13 protein-coding genes and 2 tRNA genes are annotated in these 13,117 nt (G+C 65.9%); 8 read left to right on the top strand and 7 right to left on the bottom strand.

Going from position 1 to position 13,117, the window contains the following annotated elements:
• Window positions 1-57: 57 nt before the first annotated feature.
• The gene (locus FCE95_RS15055; protein ID WP_137267867.1) at window positions 58-966 is read left to right on the top strand and encodes a DMT family transporter; all 909 of its coding nucleotides are present in this window, start codon (window positions 58-60) and stop codon (window positions 964-966) included.
• Between the two features lie 12 nt (window positions 967-978).
• Here the strand turns inward: FCE95_RS15055 and FCE95_RS15060 are convergent, their stop codons facing one another.
• The gene (locus tag FCE95_RS15060; protein WP_137267868.1) at window positions 979-1,263 is read right to left on the bottom strand and encodes a DUF4031 domain-containing protein; all 285 of its coding nucleotides are present in this window, start codon (window positions 1,261-1,263) and stop codon (window positions 979-981) included.
• A gap of 196 nt (window positions 1,264-1,459) precedes the next feature.
• Here FCE95_RS15060 and FCE95_RS15065 point away from each other — a divergent pair, with 196 nt between their 5' ends.
• The 3 genes from FCE95_RS15065 (at window position 1,460) to FCE95_RS15075 (ending at window position 4,588) form a co-directional block, all read left to right on the top strand.
• Window positions 1,460-1,879, top strand: a complete 420-nt coding sequence (locus FCE95_RS15065) for a PepSY domain-containing protein (RefSeq protein ID WP_137267869.1) — start codon at window positions 1,460-1,462, stop codon at window positions 1,877-1,879.
• 119 nt (window positions 1,880-1,998) lie between these two features.
• Window positions 1,999-3,870 carry an ABCB family ABC transporter ATP-binding protein/permease gene (locus FCE95_RS15070; RefSeq protein WP_137267870.1) on the top strand — a complete coding sequence of 624 codons (1,872 nt, stop codon included), beginning with the start codon at window positions 1,999-2,001 and terminating at the stop codon, window positions 3,868-3,870.
• 145 nt (window positions 3,871-4,015) lie between these two features.
• Complete coding sequence (locus FCE95_RS15075; RefSeq protein WP_189644792.1) at window positions 4,016-4,588, top strand: TetR/AcrR family transcriptional regulator; 573 nt, start codon at window positions 4,016-4,018, stop codon at window positions 4,586-4,588.
• 302 nt (window positions 4,589-4,890) lie between these two features.
• On the opposite strand, the gene FCE95_RS15080 is transcribed toward FCE95_RS15075, so the two are convergent.
• The 5 genes from FCE95_RS15080 to FCE95_RS15100 form a co-directional block, all read right to left on the bottom strand.
• Window positions 4,891-5,454, bottom strand: a complete 564-nt coding sequence (locus FCE95_RS15080; protein WP_189644823.1) for a DUF3016 domain-containing protein — start codon at window positions 5,452-5,454, stop codon at window positions 4,891-4,893.
• 146 nt (window positions 5,455-5,600) lie between these two features.
• Complete coding sequence (locus FCE95_RS15085) at window positions 5,601-6,818, bottom strand: RtcB family protein (RefSeq protein ID WP_137267873.1); 1,218 nt, start codon at window positions 6,816-6,818, stop codon at window positions 5,601-5,603.
• Between the two features lie 50 nt (window positions 6,819-6,868).
• Window positions 6,869-7,993 carry a slipin family protein gene (locus FCE95_RS15090; protein WP_137267874.1) on the bottom strand — a complete coding sequence of 375 codons (1,125 nt, stop codon included), beginning with the start codon at window positions 7,991-7,993 and terminating at the stop codon, window positions 6,869-6,871.
• A 390-nt stretch (window positions 7,994-8,383) separates the two neighbouring features.
• Window positions 8,384-8,449: transfer RNA gene (locus FCE95_RS15095), tRNA-Ile, on the bottom strand.
• 4 nt (window positions 8,450-8,453) lie between these two features.
• Window positions 8,454-8,525 (bottom strand) — tRNA-OTHER (locus tag FCE95_RS15100).
• 881 nt (window positions 8,526-9,406) lie between these two features.
• On the opposite strand from FCE95_RS15100, the gene FCE95_RS15105 reads away from it, so the two are divergent.
• The 4 genes from FCE95_RS15105 to FCE95_RS15120 all read left to right on the top strand — a co-directional run bounded on the left by FCE95_RS15105 (window position 9,407) and on the right by FCE95_RS15120 (window position 12,247).
• Window positions 9,407-9,856, top strand: a complete 450-nt coding sequence (locus FCE95_RS15105; RefSeq protein ID WP_137267875.1) for an EF-hand domain-containing protein — start codon at window positions 9,407-9,409, stop codon at window positions 9,854-9,856.
• A gap of 308 nt (window positions 9,857-10,164) precedes the next feature.
• Complete coding sequence (locus tag FCE95_RS15110; protein WP_189644793.1) at window positions 10,165-11,223, top strand: DUF1176 domain-containing protein; 1,059 nt, start codon at window positions 10,165-10,167, stop codon at window positions 11,221-11,223.
• 61 nt (window positions 11,224-11,284) lie between these two features.
• Window positions 11,285-11,962, top strand: a complete 678-nt coding sequence (locus tag FCE95_RS15115; protein ID WP_137267877.1) for a DsbA family oxidoreductase — start codon at window positions 11,285-11,287, stop codon at window positions 11,960-11,962.
• 87 nt (window positions 11,963-12,049) lie between these two features.
• The gene (locus tag FCE95_RS15120) at window positions 12,050-12,247 is read left to right on the top strand and encodes a hypothetical protein (RefSeq protein ID WP_137267878.1); all 198 of its coding nucleotides are present in this window, start codon (window positions 12,050-12,052) and stop codon (window positions 12,245-12,247) included.
• A gap of 15 nt (window positions 12,248-12,262) precedes the next feature.
• Here the strand turns inward: FCE95_RS15120 and FCE95_RS15125 are convergent, their stop codons facing one another.
• Window positions 12,263-13,000 (bottom strand): DNA-formamidopyrimidine glycosylase family protein, encoded by a 738-nt coding sequence (locus tag FCE95_RS15125; RefSeq protein WP_137267879.1) that lies wholly within the window; start codon window positions 12,998-13,000, stop codon window positions 12,263-12,265.
• Window positions 13,001-13,117: the final 117 nt, after the last annotated feature.

Raw genomic sequence — 13,117 nt, forward strand, 5'->3', positions numbered from 1 at the left:
CTGTACCGGTGCGACCGGCGGGCTTAGCCTGAGCCTCCCGATGTTGCGGCCGCCGCCATGACCCCGATCGCCACCGCTAAAGAATCGCGCAGCGCGCTGTTGCAGCTGCTGGTCGCCGAGCTGCTGATCGGCTCGGTCGGCGTGTTCGCCCACGAGGGCGGGCAGGATCCGGTGACCACGGTGTTCTTCCGCTGCGTGTTCGGCAGTCTGTTCCTGCTCGGCTGGGGCGCGGCGCGCGGTTATTTCCGCGGGCTGCTGGCCGAGACCGCGCTGATCAAGGCTGCGATCTTCAGCGGCGTGCTGCTGGTGCTGAACTGGGTGGCGCTGTTCGCCGGCATGGCCCGCTCGTCGATCGGCGTGGCGACGATGGTCTACCACTTCTTTCCGTTCGCGATGCTGGCGATGGCGGCCTTGTTCTACGGCGAACGCACGCGGCCGGCGGATTGGGCCTGGAGCCTTCTCGCTTTCGGCGGCGTGGTGCTGTCGGCCGATCCGGGCAAATTATTCGCGAGCGCCGATAAGTCCTATCTGTTCGGGGTCGGCCTGACCTTCGTCGCCGCGGTGTTGTGCGGCGCTTCGTTGCTGTTGTCGCGGCGAATCAGCCGCGAACGGCCGTTCGCGGTGGTGCTGATCCAATGCCTGGTCGGCGTGGCGATGCTGGCGCCGTTCGCGGACTACGTCGCGGTCGCGGGTTTCGGCGGGCATTGGATCTGGTTGGCGGGATTGGGCCTGATCCATAGCGGCATCTGTTACGTGCTGTTCTATTCGGCCTATCCGAAATTGCCGGTAGCGACGATCGCGGTGCTGGCCTTCGTCTATCCGGCGGTGACCTTGGCGCTGGACTTCGTGCTGTATGGGCATGCGCTGGCGCCGGTGCAGATGGCGGGCGTAGCGTTGATCGTGCTCGGCACGCTGGGCGTGAACCTGAAATGGCAGTGGCGGCGCCGCGTGCCGGCCGAGGCTTGAGCCCACAAAAAACTACGGCCGCTCGCCGCGGCCTTGCGCCTTCGCATTGCGGATGACCGCGCGCACGAGCTCGCGATCGCGATGCCGGGAAATCGCCACCGCGCCGAGGCGCAAGGCCTGCTCGCGCAATGCCTCGTCGACGTCGTAATGCGCGCCGCTGGTCTTGTCCTGGAACGCGCGCCGCGGCAGTCCCAAGCGCGCGGCGAACGCATGCAGTTCGTCCAAGGTATCGGCCATCAAGTGCGCCCAGCGCCGGTCGCGCCACAAGGTGACGGCATCGTCGACGTAAACGGTCACGGTTTTCGGCGGAGATCGCGCATGGCGCCAGCATAGCGGCATTGCGGCGGAACATGAACGAAAGGACCCTGCACGAGCGCGTTCGCCGCCGCTATCTCACGACGCGCGGATGCGAGCTGAACGGAGGCGCGGAGTTCACGCGATGTTGTCCGCCGCCGTCCAAAACTCGCGCCACCCGCAAGCGAAGGAGGTTTCCATGAAGAAGTCCGCCGTATTCGTGCTGGCGCTGCTGTGCGCTTCCGGCGCGGCCTGGGCGCAGGACTCGATGACCGAAGCGAAAGTGCGCGCCAAGCTGACCGAACAGGGCTACACCAAGATCAACGACGTTAAGTTCGCCGACGGCGTCTGGAAAGCGGATGCGCGCAGCGCCGACGGCAACCGCATCGATGTGCGCATCGATCCCAAGACCGGCGAGATCTATCCGGACGAACAAGTCGCCAACATGACCGAAGCCGATGTGAAGGCCGCGCTGGCCGCCGCTGGCTACACCAACATCCACGACGTGGATTACGAGGACGGCATCTGGAACGCCGAAGGCGACGATCCGGCCGGCAAGGACGTGGAGCTGAAGATCGATCCGAAGACCGGCAAGGTGATCGGCAAGGAAAAGGATTGACCGTTCCATCGCCAGCGCGACGCACGGAAAGGGCCGCAACCGCGGCCCTTTCCATTTTGGGCGGATATTTCCGATGCGGGATGCTTGCGCCGAACGCCCGGCGGCACCATGTTGGCGGCATGAATCAGCCCGCCGCGCCCGCCGAACCCGAACACGACCCCCAGATCGGCGCCGGCCCCGTCGCCAAGGCCGCCACCGCGCGCGGCGAAGGGCAGGTGATCCGCGACCTGATGCCCTTTCTGAAGCCGTACAGCGGCCGGATCGCGTTGGCGCTGGCGCTGGTGGTCGCCGGCAAGCTGGCCAACCTGACCGTGCCGATGGTGCTGAAGAAACTGGTCGACGGCTTGGACGTCGCGCCGACGCTGCTGGTGTTGCCCGTGGCGTTGCTGGTCGCCTACGGCGCTTCGCGCCTGTCGGTGACCTTGTTCACCGAATTGCGCCAAGTGGTGTTCGCGCGGGTGATGGCGCGGGTGTCGCGGCGCGTAACTCTGCAGGTATTCCGTCATTTGCATGCGCTATCGCTGCGCTTCCATCTGGCGCGCCGCACCGGCGGCGTGGCGCGCGACGTCGAACGCGGCGGCGCGGCCATTTCCGATCTGCTCGACTGGACGCTGTACACGATCCTGCCGACCGCCTTCGAAGTGCTGCTGGTCACCGGCGTATTGGTGTGGCTGTACGACTGGGGCTTCGCCGGGATCACCCTGGTCACGTTGGCCGCGTACATTGTCTTCACCTTCTCGGTCACCGAATGGCGCACGCGCTACTACCGCGCCGCGGTGGAAGCCGACACCCGCGCCAACGAGCGCGCGGTGGATTCGCTGCTCAATTACGAAACGGTCAAGTACTTCGGCAACGAAGAACACGAAGCGCGCCGCTACGACGACAACCTGGTGCGGCTGGAGAACGCGCAGGTCAAAAGCCGCAAGACGCTGGCGGTGCTGAACTTGGGCCAGACCGCGATCGTGGCGATCGGCGTGACCGCGATGATGTGGCGCGCCGCCGCCGGCGTGGTCGCCGGAACGATGACCATCGGCGACCTGGTCCTGGTCAACGCCTATCTGCTGCAGTTGTCCGCGCCTCTGAACATGCTCGGCATGATGTACCGCGAAGTGAAGCAGGCGTTCACCAACCTGGAACGCCTGTTCGGCCTGCTCGACGAGCGCCAGGACGTGCAGGACCGCGCCGGCGCCGTGCCGCTGCGCGTGTCGCGGCCGCGGGTGGCGTTCGAGAACGTGCGCTTCGGCTACGACCCGCGGCGCGAGATCCTGCAGGACGTCAGCTTCGAAATCCCGCCCGGCGGCACCGTCGCGGTGGTCGGCCATTCGGGTTCCGGCAAATCCACGCTGGCGCGGCTGCTGTACCGCTTCTACGACGTCGACGCCGGGCGGATCGCGATCGCCGACGACGAAGGCGCGCTGCGCGACGTGCGCGACTACACCCAGGCCAGCGTGCGCGGCGCGATCGCGATCGTGCCGCAGGACACGGTGCTGTTCAACGACACCATCTACTACAACATCCTGTACGGCCGGCCTGCGGCCGGCCGCGAAGAAGTCGAGCGCGCCGCGCGCGCCGCGCACATCCACGATCTGATCGTCTCGCTGCCGGACGGCTACGAATCGGAAGTGGGCGAGCGCGGCCTGAAACTGTCCGGCGGCGAGAAGCAGCGGGTGGCGATCGCGCGCGCCTTGCTGAAGGACCCGGCGATCCTGATCTTCGACGAAGCGACTTCGGCGCTGGATTCGAAATCGGAGAAGGCGATCCAGGCGGAGCTGGATCGCATCGCGGTCGGCCGCACGACCCTGGTCATCGCCCATCGCTTGTCGACGGTGATGGACGCCGACGAAATCCTGGTGATGGACGCCGGCCGCATCGTCGAGCGCGGCGCACATGCGCAATTGCTGGCGCTGAACGGGCATTACGCGCAGATGTGGCGGCTGCAGCAGCAAGAGCGGCAAGCCGAAGCGGCCGAAGCCGTGCCCGCGTCTCTCTAAACCCGTCGCTGGCGGAGCGAAAGCCGGTCTGCTAAGATGAGAACCGTTCTCATTAAGAAGCCGGTCTATCCGGCACCAGCGTTCTCCGGGGTGAGCGATGCCGATTCCCGTGCATGAACCTTCTTACCTGCCGTCCGGTCGGCGCGTGCCCGCGTTCGACAGAGACGATTTGCTGGATGTCGCCGCGCGGATGTTCGTGGCGCGCGGCGTGGACGCCGTGGATGTCGGCGACATCGCCGCGGAGGCCGGCCTGAGCGACCGCGTCTTGGCGAGGCATTTCCGCGACAAGGCCGCCCTGCTGGGCGCTTTGCGCGAACGTTTCGTCGCCTCGTTCTGCACCCAGTTGCGCGAAGCGATGGATCGCTGCCGCCCCGACGACTGGACCGGGCGCCTGCGCGCTTGGGTCGCGACGGGCTTCAACGGCTATCTGGACCATGTCGCCTTGCACGACGTGGTGTTCCACGGCCTGCCGCACGACCGCCAGGCGCATCAGGACAATGGCGCGATCGATCAACTGACCGAACTGCTGGAAGGCGGCGTCGCCGCGCGCGTGTGGGTGGCCAACGATCCGCGCATGACCGCGACCATTTTCTTCAACGCCCTCCATGCCGCCGTCGACCGGCTGGTCATGACCGGCGAACCCTACGACCGCGCGCGGCCGCTACGGACCTTGATCGGCTATTTCGAGCGGTCGGTGCAATGGTGGAAGCCGTGTTGAAGTGCGCGATCGCTTGTCGGCATCGTTTTCGAAGATAGAACGCGCTTGTTGTTCTCCCTCCTTTGAAAAAGGAGGGTCGGGGAGGATTTTCTTTTGCCGTCCGGGCGCGGCGTTCGCCGCAGCTCTCACTTCGGGCGGAGCGAACCTGAGATCGCAGTCGGCGCGCGCGGCGAACGCCGCGCCCGCCAAGGCTAGTATCGATACGATGCGGAACGCGTACATGATTCGCCTGCCTTTTGAAGACTGGGCGAATCGTCGCGCGGCTCGCCGCTGCGCGATATCCGATTCTTGCGCCGCGCGCGTCAGGCCTTCGGCCGCTTGAATTCCTTGGCCAGCCACTCGTCGATCAGCCGCTTCTCGTAGCGCAGCGGGTCGCTGCTGCCCACCGCCGAAGCGTTGCGCATGAAGTCCAGATCGGTCAGCTTGCGCGCGCCTTGCGAAAACACCGTTCCGTTCGCCCCGCTGAGGGTGAAGTTCAATTCGATCCGCGGCGGATAGATGTCGCGCACGATCCGGGTCGAGCCGAAGTTGGCCCCGCGCCAGGGCTCGTACTGGCCGGCGCGGCGGATGTCGGTGATGGTGACGTCGAGCCGTTCGCCAGACGGCAGCCGCTGCACGGCGCGTTTGCGCAGGTATTGGGCCAGCTGCTGGACCCAGTCGCCGCGCTTGGCTTCCCAACGGTTGCCGCTTTGGCGCAGATCCGAGAATTGCGCCGGATCGGTCCAGCTCACCGCGACCGCGCCTTCGGCCGGCAGGTTGCGCGGCGCTTTCGGATCGGTGACGTCCCCGGTTTTGGCGACAACAGACGTCGCCGCCAGCAAGCCTAGGAAGAGGGCCGCAGCCCGATAAGCCGTATTCATCGCGATGCTCCCGGTGAGGGACGATACCGATTTTGGACCTGCCGACGCCGCGCGCAAGCATCGAAGGATAGGGAACGCCGCCACCGTTGGCTCGCGTTCAATATCCAGGCGCCGAAACGAAAAAAAGGCCGCTCCGAGGAGCGGCCAAGGTTTCAACCCTTCACGCACAGCACCTGGCGCAGGGTATGCACTACTTCCACCAAGTCGCTCTGCGCGGCCATCACCGCGTCGATCGACTTGTAGGCCGCCGGCGACTCGTCGATGACATCCGCGTCCTTGCGGCATTCGACGTGGGCCGTGGCTTCGCGGTGCTGCTTCAGCGTGATCGACTTGCGCGCCTGGGTACGGCTCATCACGCGGCCGGCGCCGTGGCTGCAGCTGTGGAAGCTGTCCGCGTTGCCCTTGCCGCGCACGATGTAGCTGCGCGTGCCCATGCTGCCCGGGATGATGCCCAGTTCGCCCTCGCGCGCGCTGACCGCGCCCTTGCGGGTGACCAGCAGTTCCACGCCGCCGTGCGTTTCCTTCTGCACGTAGTTGTGGTGGCAGTTGACCGCCATCTTTTCCAACTGGAACTTCGGCAGGCGGTGGCGCATCTCGTGCAGCACCCGCGCCATCATCGCTTCGCGGTTCTGGCGCGCGTAGTCCTGCGCCCACGACACCGCTTCCACGTAATCGTCGAACAAAGGCTCGCCTTCCATGAAGAAGGCCAGGTCCTTGTCCGGCAAATGGAAGCCCAGCACGCGATGCGCCAACTGCTCGCGCGCGCGCTCGATGAAGTAGGTGCCGATCAGGTTGCCGGTGCCGCGCGAACCGCTGTGCAGCATCACCCACACCGCGTCGGCCTCGTCCAGGCAGATCTCGATGAAGTGGTTGCCGCCGCCCAGCGTGCCGATCTGGCGGTCGATCTTGTCGGTGCGGATCTTGCGGTGCTTGGCCTTGATCGCCTCTAAGCCCGCCATCAACCCCGATTGCGCCAAGCGCGTTTCGTGGCTGTCCGGCAGCTTGCGGTGCTCGCCGCCCGGACCGTTGCCGACCGGCACGCTGCGCTCGATGCTCGAACGCAATTGCGCCAAGTCGTCCGGCAAATCGCTCGCGCGCAGCGTGGTCCGCACCGCGGCCATGCCGCAGCCGATGTCGACGCCGACGGCCGCGGGGATGATCGCGCCGCGGGTCGGGATCACCGAACCGACGGTCGCGCCCTTGCCCAGGTGCACGTCCGGCATCACCGCCACCCACGGCCCGACGAACGGGACCGATGCGATGTTGCGCAGCTGCGCGTGGGCTTGCGCTTCGAGCGGCACGCCGCGCACCCAGCCCTTGATCGCGGTGGCGCTGCCTTCGGCGTGCAGGAATTCGTAGTTCGTACTCATAAGTCGCTCCATTGAAAACCCGCGCGGCGGTTCCGTCCACCGCGCAGGCGTTACTGCTTCATCGTCACCAGCTGCTTCAGCACGCCGTCCAGGCCGCCGAACACGGTGAGCTTGTCGATCTTCTCGGTGACCTTCTCCAAGGCTTCGAGCTCCTTCAGGCGCATCAAGGTGGGGCTCTCCTCGATCAGCTTGGCGGTGTTCAGCAGCGAACGGGTCGCGTTCGCCTCCTCGCGACGGCGGATCACGTTGGCTTGGGCCGCCTTCTCCGCCTGCACCACGCTGTTGAGGATCTCCTTCATCTCGCCCGGCAGGATCACGTCCTTGACGCCCACGCCGAGCACCTCGAGGCCGAACTCGGTCACCTTGCCGCGCACGTACGCGAAGATGTCCGCGTCGAGCGAGGCTTTGTCGCCGAGCAGTTCGTCCAGCGTCTTGGCGGAAACCGCCTTGCGCAGGCCGTACTGCAGCTCGCGGTACAGGTGGTCGCCGAACTTCGCCACCTTGGTGCGCGCGGCGACCGGGTCGGTCACGCGCACGCTGGCGGCGAGGTTGACGCGCAAGCTGACCTTGTCGCGGGTCAGCAGCTCCTGGCCCGACACCTCGACCGACTGCACGCGCAACTCGATCACCTCGGCGCTCACGTTCTTCCGGAAATTCCAGAAGGCGTAAGCGCCCGGCGCCAGGGTGCGCGCCAGCTTGCCGTCGACGAACACCAGGCCCATCGACTCGGCCGGCACTTCGGTGGCGATCGCCACCTTGGACAGCGAGCCGAGTTGGCGCAGGCGCGCGGCGACGTCGGCGCGCAGCTCCAGGCCATCGGCCAAGGACGCGCGCTGCACTTCGACGCGGACCAGGCCGCGCCAGTACAGACGGCGCGAGCCGGGAGCCAGCACGTCCTCGAGCTTGCCGTTTTTCAGCACCAGGCCGACCTCGTCGGCGCCGATGTCGGCGTGCACGAAGACATCGCCGAGCCCGTCGCCCAGGCTCGCGATGAGCGCGTCGACGTCGTGGCCCGCGTATTCCGGCGCGGCGATGTTGAACGTGCGCACTTCGATCCGGTTCAGCGGATCGAAAAAGCGGTACACGCCCGCGCCGAGCACCTGCTCGAATTGACGGTTGCGATACACCAGGCCGCGCTCGCCGTCGCCGATCACGACCCTTTTGGTCCAGAACATGGGCATTGCTCCTTGTTGGCTCTGGTGGTCCGATCCAATTTTTGAGAGCCGAGGCGACGGATCGGACTTCGCCACGCTCTTATTTGAAAGTCCGCACAGGGATGTGCGGGCTTTTGCGGAGGGATACGCATAGTGGAAGCGCCCCTGACGCCGATGCCGCGGAGCGATCGCGCTGTCCGTGCGGAGACCGATCTTTTCCGGCAATCGCGATGTGCTGCGATCCGCTTTCCACGATCGGCCGGCGCGCTTCGAGGACGAAGGCCCGGCGATACCGCCGCTGCGGAATCCCGTTGCGCGATGCGCCTAAGCGCATCGTTTGGCGGAACGCCGCACGGGGCGTTTCCTGGGGTGGGATTTGCATCCCGTGTTTCCAGATTGACAGTCTGGGTTTGGAGCGGGAATCGAACCCGCGACTCTCGGTTTATAAGACCGATGCTCTAACCGACTGAGCTATCCAGTAGTGGACGAACCGGATTCGAACCGGCGGCCTGCGGCTTGCGCCGCTGCTCTCACCCGACTGAGCTACCGTCCTCGCGAAACACCTTCTCCCGGTTTCTGGCATACGCCACGGCAGCGCCGCGCGCACCGGACGGGCTTGGGAACCCGTACCGCTGGAAACCGTTCGATCGATGTTCCGTATTGGCGTCGGAAAACGCCAATCCGTTGCGCAAGCCGCGCCCGCCCGCCGCCCGTGCCCGGCATCAGGGCACAGCGCTAAAGCGCCTCGCAGCGGAACATCCTTGTTCTCGGGCTTTCCATGCCCGGATGCCAGGATGCGGTTTCGTTTGCGTAAAAAATTGTTGAAAAGTCCGCACACGGATGTGCGGGCCCTTGCGAAGGGACTCGCGTAATGTCTCCATTGCGAACGCGCAAAAGAAAACGCCCCCGGAGTCGGTCCGAGGGCGTTCGCGTTCCTCGGAGATCGGGGCGACCGATCTCCAGAGAAGGAAATCAGTCGAATAGGGCCAGGCCGTGCCGCAGTCGCGGCGCGCGATAGCCCGCGTCGCGGTTTTCTCGCGACGTGCAGGGTTCGGCTGCGATGTGGAAGACGGGTTTCATATCGAAATTCTGGCGTTTCGTTCGCCACCAGGGCGGAGGCCGCGCAAATTACCAGATGTTTTGCGCATTGCAAGCATTATTTATCGCCGCGGACGGACGGTCGCGCGCAACGTGCGAGCGGCATGCTATGCGGAGCCAGGTTTTCTTATCGCCGCACGGTCCATTCGGCGCAATACGCTGACGCGCCGCAGCATGCGGCGAAGAATCGTTGCCGCCGATACGGCGGCTGAGCCCGGTCGACGGACGGTTCGTGCCGTCCCTTAGCATCCGAGCACGCCGCATTTTTCCGGTTGACGCGTCCGTGACGCGGCGGCGAGCAGGTTTCGGGGTACCGCCGAATCACTGGAGTTCCGTATGAATACGTACACCCGCACGCATCTCGCGTTTTCCATGCTGCTGTCGATCGCCGGTCTTTCGCTGCCGCTCGGGGCGCAAGCGGCCGACCGCATGGCCGGCAAGATGGATACCGACGGCGACGGCAAAGTGTCCGCCGCCGAGCATGCCGTAGCGGCCAAAGCGATGTTCGAACGCATGGATGCCGACAAGGACGGCTACGTCACCGCCGCCGAAATGGACGCCAGCCATGCGGCGATGAAGAAGGACGGGCAAGCGACCGACAGCCCGATGTCCTCCGCCGACAAAATCAAGGCGGTCGATCGCGACGGCGACGGCAAGATCTCGGCGACCGAACACGAAGCCGGTTCGAAGTCGATGTTCGGCAAGATGGACGGCGACATGGACGGCTATGTCACCGCCGCCGAGATGGAAGCCGGCCACAAGGCGACGATGGGCGGGAAGAAGTAGCGCGGCGATCCGATGAAAACAACCCCCGGCATGCCGGGGGTTGTCCGATCATGCTGGAGCGGTGCGCGTCAGTAGACCGACACGGCGCTTCAAGCGCGGGCCACCGGTTGTACTGCGTCGAGTTCAAACCGTACAGCTCCTTCGCCCCTAAACGTGAGGAAGCGGCACGCACCCTCATGGTTTTCGGCCGGCCGATCGTTCTTTAGCAACGGCGGTCACAGTGCGGGTCAGCGAAGCCGATGATTCGACTTTCGCACGCCATCGGCAAAAGGGCCGATGCCGGCGGCCGATGGCGCTATGCTTCCGCCATGCGCCGCCTCCTCATTCCGATCGCTTTCGTCCTGGCCTGGCCCGCGATGGCCGCTCAGCCTCTCTACCGCGAAATCAAGGATTTCGTCGTCGCTTGCGACAACGGCGGCGCTTGCCGAGCGCTGGGCTTGGCGCAGGAAGACGGCGGCAATCCCTTGCTGCTGGATTTGCATCGCGATGCGGGACCGTCCGGCAAAGCGACGTTGCGGCTCAGCGCCGCGCGGCGTTTCGCGGCCCGAGATTTGCGCGTGGACGGCAAGACCTCGACGGTGTCGGCGCTGCCGTGGCGCGATGCGGGCGACGCGAACGGCGGTGCGTTGGAATTGCAGGATCCGAACGCGATCGCCAAATTCGTCGACCTCGCGCGCAACGCGGGCGCGATTACGATCGGCCGCGGCCAGGACAGCGCGAACTTGTCGCTCTCCGGCTTCAGCGCCGCATTATTGCTGGTCGACGAAACCCAAGGCCGCATCGGCAACGAAACCGCGTGGCTGCGGCGCGGCGCCAAGCCGGCGTCGGCCGTTCCGGCGGCCGGCGCCTTGCCTGCGCTGCCGCCGCCGCCGAAAAGCGCGGCGTTGTCGCGGGCGCAGGCGACGTCGTTGATCGCCGCCGTCCGTCGCCAGCAGTCGAAACTGATCGCCGGCGAAGAGTGCGACACCTCGAATCCCGACCTCTCTCCCGATTCGGCCTACGCTTTGAGCGGCGACGAGGCGTTGGTCCTGCTGAATTGCTTCAACGGCGCTTATCAGAGCGCGAGCCTGGGGTTCCGGATCGACCGCGCCGGCCGCGGCCCCGCTCGGCGCTTGGTCCTGCAGGCGCCGATCCGGACCGGTGACAACGATGGCCGCATCGATTATTTCACCAATGCGGACTACGACCCCGCCAGCGCCACCTTGTCCCACGCAGCCAAGGGCCGTGGCCTGGGCGACTGCGGCGAAGCGGCGAGTTGGCGCTTCGACGGCCGCGAATTCCGCCTGGCCAGTTATGCTTATCTGGGCCGTTGCAGCGGTGCGGACCCCGGCGATTGGCCGACGTTGTTCCGCAGCGCGGGCCGCTGACCGGCCTTGATCGCGGCGGCGGCGGCCGCATTTCATCCGCATTCCACCCTCGAGTCCCGCCATGTCCGCCCAGCCCAACGCAGCGCCGCTGCGCATCGATTTCATCTCCGACGTTTCCTGCCCATGGTGCGCGATCGGATTGCAATCGCTGCAGCGCGCGATAGACAAGGTCGACGGCGAGATCGAAGTCGCGCTGCGTTTCCAGCCCTTCGAGCTGAATCCGCAGATGCCGCCGGAGGGCGAGGACGCGATCGTGCATCTCACCGGCAAATACGGCATCAGCGCCGAGCAAGCAGTGAGCAACGGCGAATCGATCCGGCAGCGCGGCGCGCAACTGGGCTTCGAGTTCGACATGGGCCGCAGGCGCAAGATCTACAACACCTTCGACGCGCACCGCCTGTTGTATTGGGCCGGACAACAAAATCCCGCTTCGCAATTGGCGCTGAAGCGGGCGCTGCTGCGCGCTTATTTCACCGAAGGCCGCGACGTCTCCTCGCACGAGGTATTGGCCGAAGTCGCCGAACAAGCCGGCTTGGACGGAGCGCAGGCCCGCGAGGTCCTGACCAGCGGCCGCTACGGCAAGGAAGTGCGGGGCCTGGAGGAAACCCAGACGGCGAAGGGCATCCGCGCCGTGCCCTCGGTGATCCTGGACGGCCGCTTGCTGGTTCAGGGCGGACAGGCGCCCGAGGTGTTCGAGAAGGCCCTGCGCCACGCCGCCGCCACCCGGAACCCGGCCTAAGTCCATGACTTCAGAGGGGTGACTTCCGGCCCATGGTGGAATCGTTTTGGTGTTGTAGTCTACCAATACACCAAAACAGAGGTCGCCATGAACGCCGTCCGCAGCACCCGTACCCCGTCCGCCCAGCCGGCCCGCGCCGCCCTGCAGCGCGCCGCCGCGCCCCAGGTCCGCCCCGTCCGCCGCGAGCGCGATTTCGGAATCGGCTACGGCAGCAGCAGCGGCTACGGCAGCACCGAACGTCCCTACGCCGCCAGCGGCGCGCAGAGCTACTTCCGCTGCCGTTGATCGCTGCGGCCGCTGTCAGCGATACAGACGTTGGCAATGGCCGCAGAAGAAAGCGCGGCGCTGGCGGGTACCGAGCTTGGCCCGGTACTGCAGCCGGCGCCCGCAGCGCGGACACTGGGTCCGCGTATGCACCTGGTAATGCTGGCGCAGCACGAAGGCTTTTTTCCAAGCCAGGAAATCGAAGCTGTATTCGCGTGCCTGCTCGATCATCGCGCCCAGCTTGCGCGGCGGCAGCGCGCCGACTTCGCTCTCCGGCTGCACGAGGATCCGGAACAGCACCTCGTTCTTGATGATGTTGCCGACTCCGGCGAACACGTCCTGATCCAATAGCGCGTCGCACACCATCGCATCGGGCATGCGCGCCAGCTTGCGGCGCGCGGCCTTCGGGTCCCAGGCGTCGGACATCACGTCCGCGCTCCAGTCGTAAGCCGCATCCAGATCGCCTTCGATGTATTTCAGCGAACAGGCGTAGAAATCGATCGCGCCGGCCTTGCCGAAATCCAAACGCATGCGCGGCGGCGTGTCCTTCGGATCGTCGATGCGATAGCTGCCGAACAGCATGAAGTGCACGCGCATCGCGAAGCCGTCGAACGCGATCAGGAAATGCTTGCCCCAGCTGCGGAATTCGAGCACGCGGCGGCCCTGCATCCTCGACAGGTCCAGTTTGCTGTTGCCGCTGACGCGCAAGACCTTGCGGCCGCTGAACGGCGCGGCTTGTTCGCGCAGAATCACGATCGACGGGCCTTCGGGCATGGGCCGGCTCTTTTCGGGAGGAATCGGCAACTTATCCGCGGTCCCGCAGCGGCCGCGTGAGGCCGAAATCGCGTCGCGATCACGGCACCGGGCGCAGGGTGGCGCGATCCGGTGGAT

It is taken from the genome of Luteimonas gilva (assembly GCF_005239095.1).
In the GTDB taxonomy this organism is placed as follows: Bacteria; Pseudomonadota; Gammaproteobacteria; order Xanthomonadales; family Xanthomonadaceae; genus Luteimonas_C; species Luteimonas_C gilva.

What these genes read in the sequence shown, in the direction of transcription:
- FCE95_RS15055 (WP_137267867.1), top strand. Translation starts at nt 58, where the DNA reads ATGACCCCGATCGCCACCGCTAAAGAATCGCGCAGCGCGCTGTTGCAG.
- FCE95_RS15065 (WP_137267869.1), top strand. Translation starts at nt 1,460, where the DNA reads ATGAAGAAGTCCGCCGTATTCGTGCTGGCGCTGCTGTGCGCTTCCGGC.
- FCE95_RS15070 (WP_137267870.1), top strand. Translation starts at nt 1,999, where the DNA reads ATGAATCAGCCCGCCGCGCCCGCCGAACCCGAACACGACCCCCAGATC.
- FCE95_RS15085 (WP_137267873.1), bottom strand. Translation starts at nt 6,818, where the DNA reads ATGAGTACGAACTACGAATTCCTGCACGCCGAAGGCAGCGCCACCGCG.
- FCE95_RS15090 (WP_137267874.1), bottom strand. Translation starts at nt 7,993, where the DNA reads ATGTTCTGGACCAAAAGGGTCGTGATCGGCGACGGCGAGCGCGGCCTG.
- FCE95_RS15105 (WP_137267875.1), top strand. Translation starts at nt 9,407, where the DNA reads ATGAATACGTACACCCGCACGCATCTCGCGTTTTCCATGCTGCTGTCG.
- FCE95_RS15110 (WP_189644793.1), top strand. Translation starts at nt 10,165, where the DNA reads ATGCGCCGCCTCCTCATTCCGATCGCTTTCGTCCTGGCCTGGCCCGCG.
- FCE95_RS15115 (WP_137267877.1), top strand. Translation starts at nt 11,285, where the DNA reads ATGTCCGCCCAGCCCAACGCAGCGCCGCTGCGCATCGATTTCATCTCC.
- FCE95_RS15120 (WP_137267878.1), top strand. Translation starts at nt 12,050, where the DNA reads ATGAACGCCGTCCGCAGCACCCGTACCCCGTCCGCCCAGCCGGCCCGC.
- FCE95_RS15125 (WP_137267879.1), bottom strand. Translation starts at nt 13,000, where the DNA reads ATGCCCGAAGGCCCGTCGATCGTGATTCTGCGCGAACAAGCCGCGCCG.